This window comes from Rossellomorea sp. FM04394, assembly GCF_041889765.1.
In the GTDB taxonomy this organism is placed as follows: Bacteria; Bacillota; Bacilli; order Bacillales; family Bacillaceae_B; genus Rossellomorea; species Rossellomorea aquimaris_B.
Map to the genome: position 1 here is coordinate 998,289 of NZ_CP168654.1, position 22,411 is coordinate 1,020,699.

A 22,411-nucleotide genomic window follows, 5' to 3' on the forward strand; every position below is an offset into this window, starting at 1 on the left:
TTCAAAGAAGAATTTGGCATTTTCACGACATGAAATGGACTTTTTACGACATAAGTGAAGATAGTTTCCTCCTTTGTTTGTATGATGGATCTAAGATAATAAATGGATGAGGTGAGAGAAAGTGATACAGGTACACGAAGTAACGAAACAGTTCAAAGACAAGAAGAAGTATGTCACAGCGCTAAAGCACGTCTCTTTTTCAGTAGAAAAGGGTGAAGTCGTTGGTCTGTTAGGGGAAAATGGGGCCGGAAAGACAACCCTGCTCCGAACAATCGCGACCCTTCTGACGCCTACTGAGGGCTATGTGCAAGTCGCAGGATATGATACGGTCAAGAATCCAAATGAAATCAAGACGAAAATCGGTGTCCTATTCGGAGGGGAAACAGGACTCTATGACCGATTGACCGCTCGTGAAAACCTTCAATACTTTGCTTTGTTATATGGATTGAGCAAGCATGAAACGAAGGTGCGCATCGATGATCTCGCGAGGATGTTCGGGATGAGGGATTATCTTGACCGGAAAGTATCAGATTTCTCGAAAGGTATGCGTCAAAAGGTTGCCATCGCGAGAACGTTGATCCACAATCCTGACATCATCCTGTTCGATGAACCAACCACAGGATTGGATATTACATCTTCGAATGTATTTCGCCAGCTCGTCCATCAGCTGAAACGCGAAGGGAAAACGATTGTCTTCTCCAGTCACATCATGGAGGAAGTGTCCTTACTATGCGACAAGGTAGCGATGATGCATAAAGGGGAATTGGTGTATCAAGGAGACATTGAGCACCTCTACCAAACAGAAAAAAGCCGGGATCTGAACTATATCTTTATGAGCAAATTGGTGAGAGGGGATGAACACTATGCTTCTTAATATCTATTTGAAAGAATTGAAGGATAGCTTCCGCGACAGAAGAACCTTGTTGCTGACGGTCCTGTTGCCCATCTTCATGATGAGCGGGCTTGTACTCTTCTATGAAAATATGGTTTCGGGTGATGAAGGGGAATCGTACACCCTTGCAGTCGATTCATCTATTAACAAAGAAGTGACAGATCTATTTTCAGGGTATGAAACGATTGATATTGTAAAAACTGCTGATCCTCAAAAGTCCGTTGAAGAGGGGGATGCCCTTGCCGCCATGATTGTAAGTCCTGATTTCATGCGTAACATTGATCAAGGAAAAGAAGCTGGTGTGACCATCATCGGCGACTCCTTAAGCCAGAAATCCAGCAACCTTATGAATATTGTCACCACTGCATTGACCGCCTATGAGAAACAAGTGACAGCAGAGAGATTGGAAGCACAAGGGACGGACCTTTCCCTTATTGAGCCATTCAACATCACTCAACAGGAGATATCAGAAGATGACACAAGCATGTTCCTACTCGCCTTTCTTGTTCCATTGATACTGGCCATTTCTATAGGGGTGGGAACGGGGCCATCTGCAGCCGATTTGTTTGCCGGTGAAAAAGAGAAGAAGACGATGGAGGCCTTACTCATGACTCCCGTCAAACGCTCCACACTTCTGATGGCAAAATGGATGACCATTGCAACAGTGGGTGTGGTCACGGGTATCGTAACGCTGATCGTGCTGGCGATTGAAATCAGTCTCTTTACAGAAAATCTTAAAGCAGCTGTATCCTTTGGAGATAATGTGTATTTAATCATCATCCTTTCCTTGCTTCTCACCATCGTGTATGCGGTGTTCGTTGCATCTCTTCAAATGATCACCAGCATTATAGGGAAAACCGTCAAGGAAGCACAAAGCTACAGCGCACCGATCATGATGCTCGTTGCCTTTCCCGGTATGATCATCACGAATGTCGGACTGAATGAACTATCTTTCCAATACTTTGCCATTCCGGTCCTGAACCTGTTCAGCCAATTTAAAGAACTGTTCATGGGTGTGATCGATTATCAGCATCTCTTCCTGACGTTCGGAAGCAATCTTATCTTGATGTTAGTCATATTTGTGATTGGCAGAATCCTGTTCCTGAAGGATAAATGGGTGATGAACTAATAGTATGGATGAGCAATCACTATAGTGATTGCTTTTATTAAACAATGAGTTGGGAGTAAAAAAATGTCTTTCATTACACCAAAGTGGTTGTCTATTCTTGGAGTTTTCCTCTTTTTAATAGGAGTTTGGTACGAGCCAACGAGGGAAGAGACTGCCGTAATCGGGGGGCTTTTCCTAGCATGGTTGATTGCTGTCGGCCTGCATGAACTTGGTCATGTAATAGTAGGAAGATGGAATGGATTTGAATTTGGTTTTTTATCAGTAGGACCGTTTCAAATCGAACAAACGGAAAATGGGTACAGATTAACGGAAAATAAGCGCTGGTTCTTTTTTGGGGGAGTGGCTATGATGGTGCCCCCCGATATGAAAAAGGATGACCTCATTCCTAAATGGACAGCGTTCGCAGCGGGTGGACCCATTCTATCTTTCCTGGCAGGGCTCATCAGTTTCTTAGTATACGAGTGGCTATCTTATGGGGGAATATTCTTTCTTGCCATCATGAATGGTTGTATATTCGTTGCTACAATCGTACCCATGAAATCAAGTATGCGGACAGACGGACATATTGTCATTACCTTAATGAAAAAGAATGAGGAAGCTGGGAAACTGATGGACGACTTGCTTATCATGAGAGAGATGCTCAGCAGAAAGCATCCTCTGGAATGGAACAGGGATTATATTCAAGAAGCTAAACAGAAGGAAGCTATAGAGGAGAACATTCAGTATGCCATGCTGAATTATTATTTTGAAATTGAAAAGCATGGTCTTCCATCCGCGGAAGTAGCAATGGCTTCGTATAGTCAGATTCCCATCACGAAAGAAAATAAATTTCACATGGGATTTCTCATCCATATGAAACAGTTATCTCATTTTTTACAAGGTGATGGCACCATAGAAGAAGTCGCCCAACTCCAAAACTCACTTTCCAACATAGAGCCAGTCTCCTACTATAGGGGGAAAGCAATCATTGCCCATCTTAATGATAATCAAGAAGAAGCGATGAAACTTCTGAAAAAAGTCTATGACATCATAAAAGAAAATCAATCGCTATACGGATTCTACAAAGCTGAAAAAACACTCACCGAATTGGTTGAAGAGAAGATGCTCAGTTGAGTGTATGAGGGAAGAACCACGACAAAAGCGGAATTTCTAATCATAGAAGTTCCGTTTTTCTTAGGGTGCCTTATGTTACTATTAAGATATTATTTAGGCGGGGCAGGAGGGAGTCTCACATGAAGTTTTATATTGGCTCAAGCTTCAAAAATATAGATCAAGTACGCGACGTCAGTGATCGCTTGAAAAGAAAAGGATATACCCATACATATGATTGGACTCAAAATAACAGGGCCTCAACGGTTGAAGAGCTAAAACAAATCGGTGAAAAAGAAATGCAGGCCATCATCGAATCCGACGTGATCCTCGTGTTATTGCCTGGGGGGAAAGGGAGTCATGTTGAACTGGGAATCGCTCTTGGGCTGAATAAAAGAGTGATCTTATTTTCACCTAACAATGAAGTACATGACTTTGCACAGACAACGACTTTTTATCATCTGTCGGAGGTTGAAGTATGTACGGGGAACGTTGATGAGCTGTTAGAATATGTTTCTACAACGGAAGGGTGAGTATATTGGAACTTAGCGAATTCATCTCGGCCATTCCATCTCAGGACAGACCCATTCTAGGAATAGACGGCCTAAGCCGATCCGGAAAAACAACGTTCGTGGAACAACTCAGGGAATGCCTGGAACAAGAAGGTATTGCCTATCATATCTTTCACATCGATGACCACATCGTCGAACGCAAACGGCGGTATCATACTGGATTTGAAGAGTGGTATGAATATTTCCATTTACAATGGGACGTTCAGTGGTTAAGAGAAAACTTCTTTGGAAAACTGGCGCATGATAAACAATTCGACCTGCCATTTTACGTTCCTCATACGGATACCCACGATACGAAATCAGTTATGCTTCCTAAGGCAGGACTCATTATAGTTGAGGGTGTTTTTCTCCAGAGGAAGGAATGGAAAGAATACTATGACCACATCATTTTCTTGGATTGCCCCCGGGAAAAGAGATTTATGCGTGAATCAGAAATCACTAAACAGAATCGGGAAAAGTTTGAAAAGAGATATTGGAAGGCGGAAGACTATTATATGGAAACCTTTCGTCCGTTGGAAAGTGCTGATTTTGTTTTAAAGACTTGAAGATTAGTTGTATAGTATAGTAAACAACCAATTTGGAGGCATAAGGATTGAAATCATCATTCATGACCTACACAACATTATTCTTGGCCGTTTTTGCTCTATCCACTTCAGCCATCTTCGTTAAATTGGCAGATGCTCCAGCAACGATTACGGCATTCTACCGGATGCTATTTGCGGCACTCCTTCTGCTGCCATTTCTAGTGGCAAGCAAATCAAACCGGAAAGAATTATCTACCCTTACCAAGAAACAATGGGGGCTTGGGTTATTGTCAGGAGTCTTTCTGGCGACGCATTATGTCTTATGGTTCGAGTCCTTACATTATACCTCTGTGGCAAGTTCGACGGTGATCGTTACATTGCAGCCGCTCTTTGCCATGGTGGGAGGCTATTTCCTGTTTAAAGAGCGATACCGGTTGGGAGCCCTGATCGGCTGTCTGGTCGCGATCATTGGAAGCTTCGTGATTGCATGGCAGGATTTTCAAATCAGCGGAGAAGCATTATACGGCGACATCCTTGCCTTCATTGCAGCGGGAGTCATCACAGCCTATTTCTTTGTCGGCCAGCATATCCGTAAAAAGCTGTCCCTCGTTCCTTATACCATCATCGGGTATGCCAGTAGTTCAATTTTCTTATGGATCTTTGCGTTGACACAGGACGTTTCTTTCGTGGAATATCCTTCAGAAACATGGTGGTATTTCCTTCTACTAGCATTAGTTTCAACGATCTTTGGACAAACGGTGTTTAATTGGCTGTTGAAATGGCTGAGCACAACCGTGATCTCCATGGGCATCCTCGGGGAAACGATTGGAACCTGCTTACTCGCTTATTTCATTTTGGGAGAAGTGATTTCCCTGCAACAAGGGATTGGAATCGCGTTGATCCTGATTGGCCTTGCCTTGTTTTTGTTGCTTCAGCGACAAAACGTTAAGATTGCAGATGATAAACGGAAAAAACTGGATTGATTGGGGAAAGCTGAGAATCATCATGATGATTCTCAGCTTTCTTTTTTTACTATCGATTATTAAGTTTGTTACCGGAGGAGTTACCGTACTTTTTTACGTTCAGCTGGAATGTGTCGGTTAAATATCAAGTTTGAAATGGGGTATGGTAATAAAAACCATAAAGTGTATAATTACACTATAAGGGGTGAGCTTCATGAACAAAATGATCCTATCTCTCGTAGGTTCAATGGCTATTTTTACCGCTACATTAGGCTTTCAAGCGATAATAAGTGCCACACTATCTTGGGGATCGATTTTTACAGCTGTTGTTGCTTCCAGTGTAGTTAATTATTTTATTGTTAAAGTTTTAATCCATAAGGGAGTTTTTTATAAGCACTCTCTTTATCCCATCGCGTTCTATAACAGCGTGTTTGTCCTTCTCTCAGGCGTGATTGTGATCATAAGCTCAGGACAGTCCTATGTCCTGGATGCCTTTGATCTCCTATCTCCATATATTACGATTGGTATCATTTCCATTTTCCACGGACTAATCATGGCCATCATCATAAGTCAACATAGAAAACTGGTATAGATTAAAGACGTATTTATGACTCTCAAAAGGATGATTTCATACGCTATATAAGAGGTGATGGATGATGTTGTGGTTTGTAATCCTGATTACAGGTACGTTATTATTCGCGTTGCTCATCGATATCAGGCGAAAGAAAAGAGGGAACGACCGGCATGTACAGGGAATACATCCTTCTACCAAACCGGGTGAAGACCAGAATTACACGATGGGCGGTGGTCGTGACTCGGGGAGCGGTACGGGGCAGTGATAAAGGGACTGAGGGACAGGTTCATTGTCCCATCTGGCAAGGCAAACCGGGACCTGTCCCTCCGTCCCTTGTCTATTGAAAAAAATTCCATTATACTTCTAAAGGAGAGATGTAGACGAAAGGGGACTTCAACCGGATATGTGGACGATCTTGTAATGATGAACGAGATCAATAGACAATGATCCCATCAATCTGACGGGAGAAGTGTGTCTGTTTGACCATCATATACAAGGAGCGCCTGGTGTGATTGAATTCCCAACACCATGAGTGGATACCTTTGTATCCGCTTTTTTTGTGCCGGGATTTATACATCTCTTAGTTGCATCTTTTAGCTTCCTTTAAAAATAGGAGGAATATGAAATGACCAATCTAATAGGAAAAGTGGCCATCGTGACAGGGGCAAGTCGTTCAAAAGGAATAGGGGCAGCGATTAGCCGAACACTTGCGAGCGCGGGGGCTGATATCTTTTTCACCCATTGGACTTCGTTTGATGAGACAAGTGGGAATGGAGTGGAGAAAGAGTTTCCGGAAACCTTATGTGAAGAATTAAAAGAAATGGGCGTAAGCGCCTTTCATATGGAAGCTGACCTGAGTGATGAGGCATCACCGAGTCGAATCATGGATCGAGTGGAAGAAACTCTGGGGACATCTTGCATTCTTGTAAACAATGCGACATTCGAATCACCGACCAATTATCAAACGTTAAATAGAGACATTCTGGATAAGCATTACCAAGTGAATAACAGCGGGACGCTCATGCTGACAATGGAATTTGCGAGGCGATATGAAAAAGCCTTTCCTGAAAGAAAAGACGGACGGATCATCAATATGGTGTCTAAGGGTCCGGACCCAAATAATTTGGCCTATATCGCATCTAAGGGTATGTTGATTGCCATCACGGAGCCATTATCCGTCGGCCTCGCGCCGATTGGCATCACGGTTAATTCGGTTGACCCCGGCCCGACTGATTCAGGCTGGATCAATGACGAGTTAAAGGGGCACTTACTCCCGATGTTTCCAATGGGACGTATTGGTGAACCAGAGGATGCTGCAAAGTTAATCCGATTTTTAGCCAGTGACGATTCCGGATGGATTACAGGACAACTGATAAAATCAGAGGGCGGATTTTTGGGTAAGTAGATAAGAGGGACGGACCTCCAGCTTAGCGGAGGTCCGTCCCTCTTATGATATTTGTAAAAAAGGAAGTATATAAACTCCGAACCTACCATTCTATCTGTAGAAAAGATGGATGGATTACTGGGTAAGCGGCAGCGAACATCCTATTAACAGGAGTTCGCAGAAACCATTGCATTTATGGGAGGGGAATAGGAGACGGTGCCGCAGTCAACCTATTTACAAAATTATGAAAAAGTGAGATAATAAAGAAAATTTCGGGGGAGGGAAAGTAAGTTTATGGAACCAACTAATTGCTAATTAATTTATTTTTAAATTAATACGGATTTTGTAATGAGCGTGAAAGTACCTACGGAGATAGGTTTATTTGTTATGCTCTTTATGGAATTAGGGCAATTAGAAGGTAACTTACTTTACTGAATATCGGGATGATTATTGATCATGGAGCGTCCAGACTTGTCTGGATCATAGTTGGCAGTGGAATGCTTTTTTAGGCATGCGCCTGCTGTTTAGGCTCTTTATGAAAATAATGATACATTGTTGATACTGGACTGTAAGAAGAGACCCTCTTCTTACGGTCTTTTTTATTTCACAAATGAATAGGGGTAAAGGTCTTCTTGACCCGTCCATAAACAGCGTAACTTCAATTATGGATGAAAGAAGGAACGCGTATGTTGGAGCTTAAATTAAATGGGATCAAAAAATATATGGAAGCGACCCTGGTCGTGGAGGATGTATCGCTTGAAGTGTATGAAGGGGATAAGGTTGGAATCGTCGGGGCAAATGGAAGCGGTAAGAGCACAATCTTGAAGCTGGTTGCAGGCATTGAGCCGATGAATTACTATCCTGGTTACCCCCAGACATCGAGCTATGGATATGACGAAGGCCTCATTCATATGTCGAGGGGAGCGACCACTGCCTATCTAGAACAATCGCCCGCCTTTCCGAAAGGGTTTAAAGTCATCGATGTGTTGAATATGGCCTTTGAGGAGATCGACGCAATAGAGCACGAAATGCGTGAATTGGAAGAAGAGATGCAGGTCTTGCAGGGAAGGGATCTAGAGAAAGCACTGAATAAATACAGCGATCTGACTCAATTATTTGAGGTGAAGGGGGGATATGAACGGGACGAGAAAGTAAGCAAGGTGTGCACGGGGCTAAAGCTTTCGCAGAGTTTTTTAGGAAGGGACTTTGGTTTATTGAGCGGTGGGGAAAAGACGACCGTCGTACTTGGGAAGCTATTGATTCATCAACCCGATATCCTTCTATTGGATGAGCCGACCAATCATCTTGATATGGAATCCATCGAATGGCTGGAGGGCTATTTGAAGAGCTATAAAGGAATGGTCATCATCGTGTCCCATGATCGCTACTTTCTGGATAACGTGGTGACTAAGATCGTGGAAATAGAGGATATGAGGTCGACTTCTTACAAGGGCAATTATTCTTCCTTCATTCATCAAAAGGAAGAAAATATGCGCATTCAATACGAGCATTTCAGGGAACAGCAAAAGAAGATCCACCGCATGGAAAAGACCGTGTTGAGTCTGCGTGACTGGGCGATGAGGGCTGATAATACCAAGTTCTTTAAAAGGGCTGCAAGTGTTCAAAAGAAGCTGGATAAAATGGATCGCATCGATAAGCCCGTATTTGAACGAAGGAATATGAGACTTGATGTGAGAGTTGCAGAGAGATCCGGGAATGAAACCATCAAGGCTGTGGGGCTTTCTAAATGCTATGGAGATAAAATGATTTTCAACAACACAAATGTCATGATTCATTTTGGTGAACGAGTAGGCATGCTGGGTCCGAATGGAAGCGGGAAAACTACTTTCTTAAAGATGCTTGTTGGGGAAGTCCGGCCGGATGAAGGCGTGTTAGAGTTTGGTGCAAATGTAAAGGCGGCCTATTTACCACAAACCATTGCTTTTCATAATGAAGAAGTCACGGTGCTGGACTGTTTCAGGGAAGATACCTCCATACTTGAAGGAAAAGCCCGGGAATACCTGGCGAAGTTTATGTTTTACAAAGGCAGTGTCTTTAAAAAAGTGAAGCATCTTTCGGGCGGGGAGAGAATCAGGCTGAAGCTTGCCATCCTGTTATTTCAGGATATCAATTTACTGATACTTGATGAGCCGACGAATCATCTCGATATCGATTCAATCGAAACACTTGAGGAAGCCCTTGAAGACTTCGGAGGTACGATTTTCTTCATTTCCCACGATCGCTACTTTATCAACCGGATGGCTGAAAGGATCATTGCTGTAGAGAATCATTCCTTGAGGAGCTACCATGGGAATTACGATGAGTATAAACGTGAAAAAGAGAAGCAAAGCCAGGCAGATAGGAACGGAGCTGTCAGTGAAAGGATTAAGAAACCAATAGGGGAATCCCAGGTGACAAATCAGGAAGTTGCTCTTGCGAAAGTAGTGAAAAGAATCGAGAGTCTTGAAAAAGAAATAAAGGAGATTGACCTGGCAATGGCGTCGGGGATGGTCGATTATGATGCTCTTAATCAGCTGTATGGTAAGAAGCTTGACTACGTCAATGAGCTGGATTCCGCGATGGAGCTATGGCTGCGTTATAGTGAGGGATAATCTGGAGGGACGGACCTTTTGCATGCAAAAGGTCCGTCCCTCTCCCTCAATAAGTGATATAATGAGTGTCTGAAAAATACTTGTAAAGGCGTAGATGAAAATGAAATACATATGGAAGCAATATATGAAAGTACCATTTGTTTTGAAGATGTCTGTCGGTTTTCTACTTGGAATCATGGCTGGCCTGGTCTTCAAAGCAGATGCTGAGATCCTGAAGCCATTTGGAACCGTGCTCATTCATCTTCTTAGTTTGATTGCGATTCCGGTTATATTCTTAACGGTGGTGCAGGCTGTGAACAAGATGAGTGTCACACAGCTCGGCAGGATGGGTTGGAAGCTGATTCTCTATTATACGGCCACGACGGCTGCGGCGGTGTTCATTGGGCTTGGGTTGGCCTTTTGGTTCAATCCAGGGATGAATTTAACGTTGCCTGACGCTCAAGTGGAAGAGCCGAACACACCACATTTCTCGGATGTTTTACTTCAAATCATCCCTGATAATCTGTTTCAGGCTTTCGCAGGGGGAGACACGCTCGCGATCATGTTCCTTTCGGTGATTATGGGGATGGCGATTTCTTGGATGAAGTTTTCTCCGGATAGTAAAACGAAGGAGTACGGGAACCTTCTTGATAAGGTATTTGCTGCGTTCAATGAAATGTTCTACATCCTTTTAAAAGGGGTCCTTGCTTACGCGCCAATCGGTGTGTTCGCCATAAGCGCAGCCACCTTTGGGCAGCAGGGATGGGAAACGATGCAATCCCTTGCCAAGTTCGTAGGTGTCTTTTATGCAGGGATCATCCTGCTTTGGGTAGTGGTGTATGCAGGTTTCTTGAAGTGGTCGGGTCGACCGGTGCTCCATTTCTTTAAACAAACGAAAGAAGCTTATAGTACTGCCTTTTTCACCTCCAGCAGCATTGCGTCCCTGCCGGTTGCCATTCAATCGGCCAAGAAAGCTGGAATCTCTGAAAAGACGGCGAATTTTGCCCTTCCCCTCGGTGCCATCTTCAATTCAGATGGTGGAGCTTTAAGAATGGGAGTATCCATTGTATTTGCGGCAAACGTGACAAACTTACAGCTTTCGGTCTCGGATCTCCTGATGATCGTTCTGGTAGGAACCCTTCTTTCGATTGGAACCTCGGGAGTCCCGGCTGCCGGACTCGTCACCTTATCTGCTGTCCTGACAATGTTCGGCTTACCACTTGAGATTGTCGCACTCATTGCTGGTGTCGACGCCATCATAGGTATGGGGGGAACGGCTTCCAACGTGACCGGTGATATCGTCGGGGCTGCGGTTGTCGATGACCTGGGAGAAAGGAAAGAGGAATCTATAACTATATAAAACCTGCATGAATAGGGACGGACCTCCAGCTTTCAGTGGAAAGCGAGAGGTCCGTCCCTATCTGCTTATGAAGAACTCCCGATTAACTCTACCAATTCCCTGACAATAGATCCCGCCTCGCCATCTTCAGGATAAACAGAATAAAAAGGACGGTGGATGACATAAGGATCAATCGGGACGAGCATCCCTTGAAGCACTTCTTCTTTTACTATCGAGCTTGAAAGGAATGCGATACCGAGGCCCCTTACTGCGAGTTGCTTGATTAAGTAATGACTGCTTGCTTCAAGGATCTCTGTCGGCACGATTCGTTCGGATCTCAGGAAATCGTCGGCATATTCCCTCGTTCCTGATCCGATTTCACGGAGGATAAGAGGAGAGGATTGCAGATTCATGCGGCTACTGGCGAAAAAACGCAGCTCATCATGACTGATCACTTCCAGTTGAAAGGGGGCAAGTCCCCGGGTCCCCTCCACAAGGGCAAGGTCGAGTTCTTTGTGATTCAGCGCCTCCACGATGGTTTCGTGATTGTGGATCATCAGCTGAAGGCGGACGTGTGGGTAGAGGACCTTGATTTTCTTGACAAAGTCGGGAAGGAGTACATCACTGACGGTGTGAGTGGCTCCGATCCTTAATAGGATTTCCTCAGACTTTTGAGTAACCTGTTCCATCGTCCGCCACAACTCCAACATCTTCTTTCCTTGTTCAAACACTTGAGTTCCTGCAGGTGTTAACTGAAAAGCTTGATTGGTTGAGGACCTGTGGATTAGCTCGACTCCTAAGGATTGTTCCAATTTTTTGATGTGGACGCTGACTGTCGGTTGGGACAGGTTCAGGAATTCACTTGTTTTCGTAAAATGCTGAAGCTGGGTAAGAGTGACAAAAGTTCGAATCCAATCCAGTTGCATAGGGACCCTCCATTACAAAACGTAATCGCCTTCATTATTATTATTTATTTCTATTATAGCTTACCGAAAGATATAATGATAAACGAAGGAAGTGAACAACAAAATGGAATGGTTTTTATTTATGTCAGCTGGTGCATTCATCGGCATCCTTTCCGGTTTTTTTGGGATTGGAGGCGGGATTGTTCTTACACCAACTCTACTTGTACTTGGCTATGAACCGGGCCAGGCTATTATTCTTTCCTTAATGCTGACACTTGGATCGACAGTGACAGGCACAATATCTCACATTCGGTTAAAAAATGTAAATGGGAAATTAGCGGGGCTCCTCGGGGTATTCGGAATGATCGGATCAGTCATCACCGTGCCATTCGTGAAGTGGCTTGATGCGATGAATGGAGCTTCTACCGTAATCTCCATCGTTTATATAGGTATTCTCAGCTGGTTTTCATACCAGTTTTTAAGCAAACGACAAAAGGAAGCGGAAGCAAAAGGAACAGTTGTGGCTCCCTTTATAGGCCTGTTCACTGGTGTCATTTCATCACTTATGGGAGTCAGCGGTGGATTTGTCATGACCCCGCTCCTATCGAAATGGCTGAAGCTTGATGTTACTAAAGCGATCGGAACCAGCATATCGGCCGCCTCCATCATCGTGTTATCCGGGATCGGCTCGTACCTGTATGCAGGGGAAGCCCTCGATTACCGACATGGAATCATGCTGATCATCGGTGCCTTGATCGGTACCCCGATCGGCTCCATCCAGCTGAAACGATTTTCAAGTGTTACCGTCAAAAAGATGCTGGCTGTTTTGTATATGGTGGTTGCGGTCAGCGTCATTTTCAATATGTTATCCATCTCCGCTGTTTCACTTGGATTGATCATTACATCAGTGCTGGTGTTTTTTGGGATAATGATTTATTCCCAGCAGCAATCAAAGAGAGCAGAGAATTATTGATTTGTTGATTGAAAGCTGAAAGTAGTAAAGCACGTTAGTAGGTCTGACGATGAGATGGGCGACACGAAAGAGAGGTCATTCGCATAACGAGTGGCCTCTTTTTTTGTCGGGTTCGGTAACATACTTTACAATTTTTGGCGATTGGCCGGATTTTTTTCGGAAACGGGCGGTATATCACAAGAATCGGCTGAATTAATCGTGATTTCGGCCGGATTTTCGTGAAAAACGGCTGGATTTACGTTCATTATAGCCGGATAACCTTCTCCATTGAACGAATACAGAGATAGACAGGCACCTAGTTACCAAAAACACGGCGAAAACCCCTGAGTCAATCGCTTCATTTTCAAAAACCTGGCAGGATTAAGTGAAAATGTTCTAGAAACTAGTCTAAATAGGGAGTGGATGTAGAAAGGGGGAAGTGCAGGTATTCTATGAGTGTATTTTTCTGAAATTTCTTTCTTTTAGTCATTCTGTACGGATAATAAGATCTTTTATAGACAAAGTGTCTAATGATAAACAAGCTTTTTCAAAATAAACTAGGTATAAGTCTATAAAAATATGTAAGCAAAGGATGATTCTATGTCAATCAATCGAGAAAGATTAAAGCGTCATCTAGAGGAGTTAGCTGAAATCGGGAAAATCGGGGAGACAGGCGTTTGCCGCTTGGCCCATTCCAAGGAGGATCGCCAGGCGGTGGAAGTGGTGAAAGGCTGGATGGAAGAAGCGGGTTTGACGACAAGGATTGACGGCTTTGGAAATTTGATTGGGAGAATAGAAGGTGCCGACAGGGATAAGCCGATCCTTATGCTCGGATCACATATTGATTCCCAGCCATATGGTGGGAGATTCGACGGGACAGTCGGGTCACTTGGCGCGATCGAAGTGGTACACACAATGAAAGACAATGGACTCGTCCCAGACCGTACCATTGAAGTGATTTGTTTTTCCGACGAGGAGGGCTGCCGGTTTAACAAGGGAGTATTTGGAGTCCGGGCTATTGCCGGGATGCTGGAGGAAGGCGAACTGGACCGTAAAGACAAGGAGGGCGTGACAAGAAGAGAGGCGTTGAAGGAATTCGGGGTAGAGCCGGATATTACCCTAAGTCCTGTTTATCAAAAAGGGGATATCGCAGCGTTTCTGGAGTTACATATAGAGCAGGGTCCGGTCCTCGAGGAGAAGGGAAAACCAGTCGGAATTGTATCCGGCATCTCCGGACCGATCTGGCTGACCGTCACACTCGAAGGATTCGCGGGTCATGCCGGATCGGTGCCGATGACGATGAGGCAGGATGCACTTGTCGGTGCTTCGGAGATCATCAGGAAATTCGATAATCTGGTTAAAAAAGAAGGAACTGAAACAACAGTAGGAACGGTAGGCAGCATGCAGGTGTTCCCGAACTCAAGAAATATCATTGCCGAAAAGGTAGAGTTCACCGTTGACCTTCGTGATATAGACGTTGAAGCCCGAACAAAACTTGAGGAAAAGCTCTATCAAATCATCGAAAAGACGGCAATCGGTTACAACCTTAAATATGAGATCAAAGAAGATACCCGGAGCGAGCCAAGATATTGTGCAGATTGGATAAAGAATATTATGGGGGAAGAAGATAAAAAGCTTGGGCTTGATTCACCGACCTTGATGAGCGGGCCTTTCCATGATGCCTTATTCATGTCCTATATCAGCGATTACGGCATGATCTTTGTCCGCTGTGAAAAAGGCATCAGCCACAACCCGTTGGAATTCGCCGAAATGGATGATATCGAAAGAGGAGTTCAGCTCTTATACGCGACGGCATTGCGGATTTGTCAGGGACATGGGGACAGTCACCTTGTCCCAAAAGACGGCTCAGCTGCTGGTCAAGGAAAGTAAGAGAAGCCTGGGACGAGGGACCTGTCCCTCCGTCCCAGTTGGGAGGTGATTGTTTGAGAGCGACGATGCTCTTCATAAACGGAGAAGTGGTTACTGTGAATTCTGAATTTTCCGTGAAAGAGGCGGTTGCCATTCAGGATAATAAAATAGTCGCAGTTGGCACGGATGAAGAAATTCTACCATATGCAGGTGAAGGAACGAAGATTGTGAATTTGGAGGGTAGGAGTGTCCTGCCCGGCTTCATAGATGCCCATGCCCACCTCGAGCTGTATGGAACCAATAAACTCGGGGTGAACGGCAAGGAGGCAGGGAGTATCAAAGACCTCCTCGGGAAGTTGAAGGAGAAAGCCCGATTGACTCCAAAGGGGGAATGGGTACGGGGCTGGGGATATAACCAAAACACCCTAAAAGAAGGAAGGCATATAACACGGTGGGATCTTGATGAGGTTTCCACCGAACAACCGATTATTGTGGTTCGTACATGCGGGCACATATCCTGCGTGAATACGAAAGCGCTGGAGCTTGCAGGTATTCATCCTGAAACAAAAGACCCGAATGGAGGGAAATATGGCCGGGAAAATGGCGAATTAACCGGACTGCTGTTAGAAGCCGCGCATATGAACATGTTTCTTTTAGCCAATTATTCTGAAGAAGAAGTGCAGCAGGGGTTGTCCCTCGCTTCCCAGGATTATTTGGAAAAAGGAATTACGAGTGTCCATGATGCAGGGGGATATGGACCTGAACATATTAGGTTCCTTCAAAAAGCTGTAAGGTCAAAGAGAGTAAAGCAGAGGGTCTACGCACTTTACGGCTCGCTGCATGATTCGGTAGAAATGGTGGAGAAAGGCCTGGAAAGCGGAATAGGGACAGGCCTTGGGGATGAGTGGATGAAAATCGGGCCTGCCAAAGTGTTTATCGATGGAAGCAGCAGTGGTCCGACAGCCAAGACGAGGGAGGCATACACAAGCAATCCGAATGACTCCGGCATTTTATATATGAACCAGCAAGAATTAAATGAGTCCCTCGGAAAAGCCCATGGAGCGGGGTGGCAAATCACCGCCCACGCCATCGGTGACGAAGCGGTGGAAATGATGGTCAAAGCTGTCCGGACAGCTCTTGAACGTCACCCCCGTGAAAATCATCGTCACCGCATTGAACATTCCGGCATGACCCCATCGGATCTCATTCATCAGATAAAAGAGTTGGATATTGTTCCGATACCAAATCCAGCCTTCATTTATGAATTCGGCGACGGCTACGTGAAAGATTATGGAGAACGGGTCGGCATCATGTTCCCCTTAAAGAGCTTTTCAGAAGCACAGATTCCTTTCGCCATCGGCTCTGACAGTCCGATCACCATAGTGGATCCGCTACACGGGATATATTCAGCTGTCACCCGCAGGAGTAAATCCGGTGATGTGATAGCGGACCGACAACGAATCACTGTAGAGGAAGCGATTAAGGCCTATACATGGAACGGTGCATATGCGAGCTTTGAAGAAACTATTAAAGGCAGCATTGAAGCCGGGAAGCTCGCCGACCTGGTTGTGTTGAATGAATCGATTTTACACTGTGAACCTGAAAGATTACGAGATTTAAAAGTAGAGTTAACGATCCTTGATGGGAAAGTGGAATATGCAGCAAAAAAGGAGGGTGTCTTATGAGTAAAAGTATGTTTACGAAGATTTATTGCATGTCTCTGATTTTACCGTTTCTTCTACTGATTTTCCCCTTGTTTTCAATTGGAAACAGGGCAACTCCGATCATCATGGGGATGCCGTTTTCGGTATTCTGGGTGATTCTATGGATCATCATTACCTTTTTGATCGTTCTTGTACTCTATCGAATCGATCCCGACAAAGATGAAGAGGAGGTCAATTAATGGCAGATTGGCAGATTGCAATGATCATGATGATCGGCTACCTTGTGATTGCACTGGTAGTTGGTGTGATGGCAGGAAGAGGTCATGACAAAAATTCTTTAGATGAGTTTACCGTTGCAGGCGGAGGCCTCGGCTTGGTCGTGATGTGGTTCCTGATGGGGGGCGCTGTGTTTAGTGCCTTTTCATTCCTTGGCGCTCCCGGGTGGGCATATTCCAAAGGAGCACCTGCACTTTATATTTTAACTTATACCGCTTTTGCGATTCTCCCATGGTATATCATCGGTCCTAAAATCGGGAAGATCGGCCGTAAATTCAATATTTACACGGTTTCGGGCTTTATGAAAAAACGATACGGAGGTAAGACGCTGCCGATCTTAATCGGTGTAATTGCGTTACTCGCTTCTATTCAATACCTTGCTACACAGATGAAAGGGATGGCCTACATCTTCAATATCATGACAGAAGGACGTATTCCTCTTTGGCTAGGAGCCCTGCTAGCGTACGGAATCGTGGTCGTCTATGTTGCAACTGGTGGGTTGCGGGCAGCGGCATGGTCTGACGTGTTCCAGGGGATCTTGATGATCGTCATCTCCTGGGTAGTCGGCCTTGCGATTGTGAACAAACTCCACGACAGTGTGGGCGGGATGTTTACAAACCTCGTTCAGGACAACCCTGCCTTTTTTGAAATCGGTAATGAAGGGTCTACCATGTCAGGGACAGCTTATACGACCACGATTCTTGTATCTCTCATAGGGTTCTTAATGTGGCCCCACCTATTTTCAAAGTCATACGCCTCCAATGCACGAACGATTAAGAAAACCGTATTGGTGTATCCGATCTTTGCCCTGTTCCTTATACCACTACTATTTGTTGGCTTTTCCGCAGTGAATGTAGTCAATCCAGCTGACATTGGAGCGCCGGATGAAATCCTTCCTTACTTGATCACCACCGTTCTTAGCCTTCCCGGTTGGGTATACGGACTTGTAGGTGCAGGGGCACTAGCAGCAGCCATGTCTACGGCTGATGCCATCACCCACAGTGCTTCGCTGGAATTTACGGACGGAGTCATTAAGAATGTAAAACCGGACCTTTCTGATAAAACCACATTGCTTCTGATGAGAATCGGAGTGTTTGTTGTTGGAGGGCTTGCTTACTTTATCACTGTGTTCGGTGGTCAGGGACTCATCGCCCTATTGCTCGGAGCCTATGGGTCCATCGTTCAATTCGCTCCTGGCGTATACGGGGCACTCTATTCGAAAAAAGTGACGGGCCCGGCTGTCATCACAGGTCTCGTTGTCGGTACATTCGTAAACTACTATTACCAGCTAGTCACAGAAACCACACCTTTCGAAATCCATGCAGGTATCCTTGGATTGATCTGCAACCTCGTCATCGTCATCGCTGTCAGTGCTTTCACCCAGCAAAAAAGTGTCAATATTGCTGAAGAGTATCGGAATATCGGATCCTAATGGGACATGGGGACAGGCACCTCGTCCCATTAAGAACCAAGCGCAGGGACGGACCTCGTTGAGGTCCGTCCCTGTTTTTATTGCATACATAAATTTCCACGTTTTTCACAAAATAAGCAGGTATTCTATCCGGTAAAGGGGTGTATAAGGTTGATTTTAGTATGGGGACTCATTCTTTTTTTAGTCATTGCCATGATGTTCGTGCCAAAGAGGTTAACCGTTAGGGAAAATCTCATCATGTTTCCGTTCGTGGGATATTTTGCTGCGGTGGCCCACGTTCTGGTGGGGCTGATGTTGGATTATGTAGATTTTGGACCAACCAAAAGTGTGGAATTTTCCGATTTTGCACTGGTGGCCTTTGCTCCCTCGTTTATTGCGCTTTTATACTTGAATATGTTAAAACCTGATAAGTCTGTGTTTTATGTACTTATCTGGACATTTTTCTCGTTCTTTATAGAACTTTTGCTGAGTTATAACGGGTATATGAAACATTTAGAGTGGAAAATCTGGTACTCGATCCCCGTATATTTAGTGGCATTCTTTACGCTGCATTGGTTTTTTCAACGTGTAGTCCGAGACGGTTCAAAAGCGGGCGAATATTGAGGACATGATAGCGTAGTTTACAATAAAGAAGGCTGTTTTTCTTATAGTACTCACTCTTCTCTATTTTTTATTTATCCCTTACTAACAACAATGCGATTTCCGACCAACTTTTTCATTAGAGCACATCCCTTATTTTTTTCCAGAGGGATCGTGTTCTTTTTTATGAAAATATGCAATCTTTAAAGGTCAAATCAATCATTCTTTTAGAAAAATTTAGAAACTGAAATGGTCCTTGTACATCATTTGTTTAACTTTTTCTTTCCTTTCGTTCAAGGACATAGTACATTACTCTTATAAGCATATGAATAAGTCATTTAGGGTATAGACCACTAAGATAGTCTTATACATTCCTGCCCGTCAAGATCATGGCTTATGAACTGATCACAATATCTTGTCTTATAGAAAGTAGGTCGAATATGCAGGTAGAGGAAAAATTTTATGAATTTATGAAAGATCGTACGTGGCAACTGACGGAGAATTGGTATGAATCACTTGATAAGAGTGATGTCTCAGGCGTTTATGCTTCAACTGATCCACAGGTCATCCTAACGTTGAAGCGCCAGAATCACGAATTTCACCAACGTTTTTGTCTTCTTTTTAAAGATATAGGTCAGGATGCACTAAATAATTTCGCTGAATGGATCGAAGAAATTGCAAAAGATGAAGAGCACTTAAAAACCCCGACTCACTATATACTGAGGGAGTTCTTCAGAACCCAGGATCAATATTTGGAGATTTTGAAGGAATTTGACCGCCAGGTTGGCAGTGATTATCCATCGGAGAGAATCGATTCATTCAGAGAGTTGATCATTAAAACCTTTGGTCTCGTCATCTCCAAATTTGCAGAAGAAAATTACGAGTATGCACAAAGGCGTTTGAAGGCACAGCAGGAAATGATCAGGGAATTGAGTTCACCTGTCATCTTAATTGATAAAAAGACAGGGGTGCTGCCTCTTGTCGGTGATATCGATACAGGAAGGGCAAGGTATATCCTCGAGAATACACTTGCCGAATGCGTCGATAAAAATGTTGAGCACTTGTTTATTGATTTATCAGGTGTCATCATGGTGGATACGATGGTTGCTCATCAATTGTTCCAGATAATGGAGAGTTTGAATTTGATTGGTGTGAAGAGTTCGATTTCAGGGATTCGCCCGGAAATTGCCCAAACCGCTGTTCAACTTGGTATATCATTTGAAAATATTTCTGTTACTTCGACTCTTGAACGAGCATTGAAAGAGCAACGGTAGAAAAGAGCAAATTATTGAGCGGTTACACTGTAATCGCTCATTTCTTTTTGTTTTATAAAAACAATTTGTTTAAAACCACTCTATATAGGGAATTACCACCATTATAGAGTGAATTTAGTATAAAATGCCCTTGGGAAATTCACGCAAAAGGAGGGGCAGCAATATGCAATTCGTCAAAATGATTCGATTCGCCCAAAATGGATTTACCTGTGGTACACCTCAGTCCGACTCTAACTACATTCAGAGAGAGCCCATTTTTATCAATCGGGAGATCGACAGTCTGTTCCATAAAGGTCAATCGATTTACATGTCGGAAATGGTCCGACCGCGAAGTACTGATCGGCAATGGTCAGGATGTTTCTGCTATTTAGAAGAGTTCACACAGGTGGCTTCTGAAAATCGCCATATAGGCTTCCTCCCCAGGGAAAGCGTGATATGGGTGAGAAATAAGAGCCATCTAGGAGGTGGGGTTCCGTACTTTATCCTCTCAGGTGGATCATGGTTGAATAGAGTGACGGAAGATGACGACACGTGGGTGAAAATGAGGGTAGAGGATGCTCTGGAACGAACGCACCTTTGGAAGAAAGAACATGGTTCGGCCCCTGGTTGGATTACAGAATGCTTCTTGATGGAGGAACAGGTGAAACGTCTTGTCTATCCTTCTGCTAAAGAAAGGACCATGGAATTTTGGTTAAGTAGAAATTAAACATACCGAGAGTGATGAATGTCCCGCCTTTTTGTTATAATACATAGTAGTTGATCTTACAATCTAATGATGGTTGAAGTGTTACGTTTTTCGTTCACTTTCTATGTAAAAGGGGAATTCATTTGAAATTTGAAGAGATTAATCCAGAACTAGTGAAATTATGCCGGACATCCGATCCATTTCATATGGCAGAGTCGGTGATCGGAGACCGATTAAGAGGGTTGGATACCCTGTCGTTAAAGTCTATCGAGCGTAAAAATGCCCTTCCTGGAGACGTGGTCAACCTGTTGATCATCTATTTCTTCTCTGAGGTCAAAGGCACGGTCTACCACAGGAACGCACTTTCTAAGTTATACAATCATTGGGTCTCTAGCGAAGTGTTTACTTTCTCTAAGGCCAAAAAGATGATCGAGCTGGACATGCATGAGCAGCTTGGTGAAATCGACCGTTTATAGATATGCAAAAGGTCTGGACCATAGGGATCCAGACCTTTTCTAATATGATCGTCTGGGGTTGATGCTGTATCCCAGGCTCTTCAATGCATGGATTAACGTAGAGTGAATATGCAAAGATCCGAGGGGGATGCCGAGTTGAACGGCAGTTTGTGCGATGGCTGGCCTGATTCCCGTGATGACGGGATCGACCCCCACCAAAGTCAGGGTGTTCATAAGTTCAAAAATTTTCTGGGCGACCATGGTGTCGATGACAGGCACGGCTGAAAGGTCCACCACTAAATGCTTGATTTCCTTTTCCACGCACTTCTCTAGTGCATGCTCCATGATATACTTTGCCCTCGTTGTATCAATATCCCCAACCAGTGGGAGTATCGCGATTGTTTCGGATAATGGAATAATGGGTGAGCTCAATTCATTAATGAGCCCCATTTGGTCCTTGAGTCTGCTTTCATAATGAGTCTTGTAAGACATAACAAAGGTTTTTATGACTTCATCAAAGATGGAATGATAGTTTTCGATCATGGCATAGCGGTCTTCCAGCAGAAGATCTTCATTTTCCATCAGCCAAGTTTTCATAAATTGAAAATAAACTTTCCTGAAACGGTGAAATTGTTCAAGCACCTTATCAATACTCGTCCCGTCATTCACACGCTCTTTGGCAATGAGATTGGACCACTCAAGAAGCTCGTTGGAGAGTTTTTGTTCTTTATCGACCAACGCCTCGGTTATATAGAGTATAAAGCTTCCTGATTCCTCCCTAAGCTTTTCTTCAATTTCCTTTGGCGCATTCACATTAAAGATGGAAAATTTATCGACTTCCCTTAGCTCCAACCATTCACCGATGATTTCACCCTGCTGAAAGCGAAAGTAATCCATCAACTTGTCTTTTATTTTCATCTACATCCTCCAGCCTCTTAATAAACTAATAAATGACTCTTCAGTAAAAAAATTATATTAAAAATGGAATAAGTTAGTCAATTGTATTAATGGTATTTTCCAGAATTTTAAGAAAAAATGAGGGACGGACCTCATACTGTTTTCATTTTACTACTTACAATTTCCTATACCATTCAAGTTTAATAAAGAAAGGGAATACAAAAAAGCTTTTGGAACTCAATTTTCAGATGGTCTGATCGAAGAGTTAAAGCAGATAATTAAGAAAAGCTGCTTTTGTAGACGAGCTGGAAAAATAAAATATTTATGAAAGAGTAAGGGCAGACCAACTTGTCCGTGATTCGGTCTA

General features: G+C 43.9%; 22 protein-coding genes. 20 read left to right on the forward strand and 2 right to left on the reverse strand.

Features of this window, described 5'->3' with window-relative positions; genetic code table 11:
* The first annotated feature begins 121 nt into the window (after positions 1-121).
* The 11 genes from ACCB35_RS05075 (at position 122) to ACCB35_RS05125 (ending at position 11,077) form a co-directional block, all read left to right on the forward strand.
* Positions 122-874, forward strand: a complete 753-nt coding sequence (locus ACCB35_RS05075) for an ATP-binding cassette domain-containing protein (protein ID WP_374056034.1) — start codon at positions 122-124, stop codon at positions 872-874.
* Positions 864-2,021 carry an ABC transporter permease gene (locus tag ACCB35_RS05080; RefSeq protein WP_374056035.1) on the forward strand — a complete coding sequence of 386 codons (1,158 nt, stop codon included), beginning with the start codon at positions 864-866 and terminating at the stop codon, positions 2,019-2,021. Before ACCB35_RS05075 ends, ACCB35_RS05080 begins: the two co-directional genes overlap by 11 nt.
* 63 nt (positions 2,022-2,084) lie before the next feature.
* Entirely contained in the window at positions 2,085-3,134 is a 1,050-nt protein-coding gene (locus ACCB35_RS05085) for a site-2 protease family protein (protein ID WP_374056036.1), read from the forward strand.
* 119 nt (positions 3,135-3,253) lie between these two features.
* Positions 3,254-3,643: a nucleoside 2-deoxyribosyltransferase gene (locus tag ACCB35_RS05090; protein WP_374056037.1), complete on the forward strand. Its 390-nt coding sequence runs from the start codon at positions 3,254-3,256 to the stop codon at positions 3,641-3,643.
* 5 nt (positions 3,644-3,648) lie between these two features.
* On the forward strand, positions 3,649-4,227 hold the full coding sequence (locus tag ACCB35_RS05095; protein ID WP_374056038.1) for a kinase: 579 nt from the start codon (positions 3,649-3,651) through the stop codon (positions 4,225-4,227).
* A 62-nt stretch (positions 4,228-4,289) separates the two neighbouring features.
* Positions 4,290-5,189 (forward strand): DMT family transporter, encoded by a 900-nt coding sequence (locus tag ACCB35_RS05100; protein WP_374056955.1) that lies wholly within the window; start codon positions 4,290-4,292, stop codon positions 5,187-5,189.
* A gap of 193 nt (positions 5,190-5,382) precedes the next feature.
* On the forward strand, positions 5,383-5,760 hold the full coding sequence (locus ACCB35_RS05105) for a hypothetical protein (RefSeq protein WP_374056039.1): 378 nt from the start codon (positions 5,383-5,385) through the stop codon (positions 5,758-5,760).
* Between the two features lie 61 nt (positions 5,761-5,821).
* Positions 5,822-6,007, forward strand: coding sequence for a hypothetical protein (locus ACCB35_RS05110; protein ID WP_374056040.1), 186 nt, complete (start codon positions 5,822-5,824; stop codon positions 6,005-6,007).
* Between the two features lie 360 nt (positions 6,008-6,367).
* Positions 6,368-7,147: an SDR family oxidoreductase gene (locus tag ACCB35_RS05115; protein WP_374056041.1), complete on the forward strand. Its 780-nt coding sequence runs from the start codon at positions 6,368-6,370 to the stop codon at positions 7,145-7,147.
* Positions 7,148-7,812: 665 nt separating this feature from the next.
* Positions 7,813-9,738, forward strand: a complete 1,926-nt coding sequence (gene abc-f, locus ACCB35_RS05120) for a ribosomal protection-like ABC-F family protein (RefSeq protein WP_374056042.1) — start codon at positions 7,813-7,815, stop codon at positions 9,736-9,738.
* A gap of 100 nt (positions 9,739-9,838) precedes the next feature.
* The gene (locus ACCB35_RS05125) at positions 9,839-11,077 is read left to right on the forward strand and encodes a dicarboxylate/amino acid:cation symporter (protein ID WP_374056043.1); all 1,239 of its coding nucleotides are present in this window, start codon (positions 9,839-9,841) and stop codon (positions 11,075-11,077) included.
* Between the two features lie 65 nt (positions 11,078-11,142).
* Here ACCB35_RS05125 and ACCB35_RS05130 read toward each other — a convergent pair whose 3' ends face one another.
* Positions 11,143-11,982 (reverse strand): LysR family transcriptional regulator, encoded by an 840-nt coding sequence (locus ACCB35_RS05130; RefSeq protein WP_374056044.1) that lies wholly within the window; start codon positions 11,980-11,982, stop codon positions 11,143-11,145.
* Positions 11,983-12,085: 103 nt separating this feature from the next.
* On the opposite strand from ACCB35_RS05130, the gene ACCB35_RS05135 reads away from it, so the two are divergent.
* The 9 genes from ACCB35_RS05135 to ACCB35_RS05175 all read left to right on the forward strand — a co-directional run bounded on the left by ACCB35_RS05135 (position 12,086) and on the right by ACCB35_RS05175 (position 21,168).
* The gene (locus ACCB35_RS05135; RefSeq protein WP_374056045.1) at positions 12,086-12,934 is read left to right on the forward strand and encodes a sulfite exporter TauE/SafE family protein; all 849 of its coding nucleotides are present in this window, start codon (positions 12,086-12,088) and stop codon (positions 12,932-12,934) included.
* Between the two features lie 579 nt (positions 12,935-13,513).
* Entirely contained in the window at positions 13,514-14,803 is a 1,290-nt protein-coding gene (locus ACCB35_RS05140) for a M20 family metallo-hydrolase (RefSeq protein ID WP_374056046.1), read from the forward strand.
* Positions 14,804-14,856: 53 nt separating this feature from the next.
* Positions 14,857-16,467, forward strand: a complete 1,611-nt coding sequence (locus ACCB35_RS05145) for an amidohydrolase (protein WP_374056047.1) — start codon at positions 14,857-14,859, stop codon at positions 16,465-16,467.
* Positions 16,464-16,685, forward strand: coding sequence for a DUF3311 domain-containing protein (locus ACCB35_RS05150; RefSeq protein ID WP_052504539.1), 222 nt, complete (start codon positions 16,464-16,466; stop codon positions 16,683-16,685). The genes ACCB35_RS05145 and ACCB35_RS05150 overlap by 4 nt, the downstream gene beginning before the upstream one ends.
* Positions 16,685-18,154 (forward strand): sodium:solute symporter, encoded by a 1,470-nt coding sequence (locus ACCB35_RS05155; RefSeq protein ID WP_374056048.1) that lies wholly within the window; start codon positions 16,685-16,687, stop codon positions 18,152-18,154. Before ACCB35_RS05150 ends, ACCB35_RS05155 begins: the two co-directional genes overlap by 1 nt.
* Positions 18,155-18,304: 150 nt before the next feature.
* The gene (locus ACCB35_RS05160) at positions 18,305-18,757 is read left to right on the forward strand and encodes a hypothetical protein (protein ID WP_374056049.1); all 453 of its coding nucleotides are present in this window, start codon (positions 18,305-18,307) and stop codon (positions 18,755-18,757) included.
* A 446-nt stretch (positions 18,758-19,203) separates the two neighbouring features.
* Positions 19,204-20,007 carry an STAS domain-containing protein gene (locus ACCB35_RS05165; protein ID WP_374056050.1) on the forward strand — a complete coding sequence of 268 codons (804 nt, stop codon included), beginning with the start codon at positions 19,204-19,206 and terminating at the stop codon, positions 20,005-20,007.
* Between the two features lie 163 nt (positions 20,008-20,170).
* Positions 20,171-20,713 (forward strand): hypothetical protein, encoded by a 543-nt coding sequence (locus tag ACCB35_RS05170; protein ID WP_374056051.1) that lies wholly within the window; start codon positions 20,171-20,173, stop codon positions 20,711-20,713.
* A 122-nt stretch (positions 20,714-20,835) separates the two neighbouring features.
* Positions 20,836-21,168, forward strand: coding sequence for a hypothetical protein (locus ACCB35_RS05175; RefSeq protein ID WP_374056052.1), 333 nt, complete (start codon positions 20,836-20,838; stop codon positions 21,166-21,168).
* 39 nt (positions 21,169-21,207) lie between these two features.
* On the opposite strand, the gene ACCB35_RS05180 is transcribed toward ACCB35_RS05175, so the two are convergent.
* Positions 21,208-22,065: an STAS domain-containing protein gene (locus ACCB35_RS05180; RefSeq protein ID WP_374056053.1), complete on the reverse strand. Its 858-nt coding sequence runs from the start codon at positions 22,063-22,065 to the stop codon at positions 21,208-21,210.
* Between the last annotated feature and the right edge of the window lie 346 nt (positions 22,066-22,411).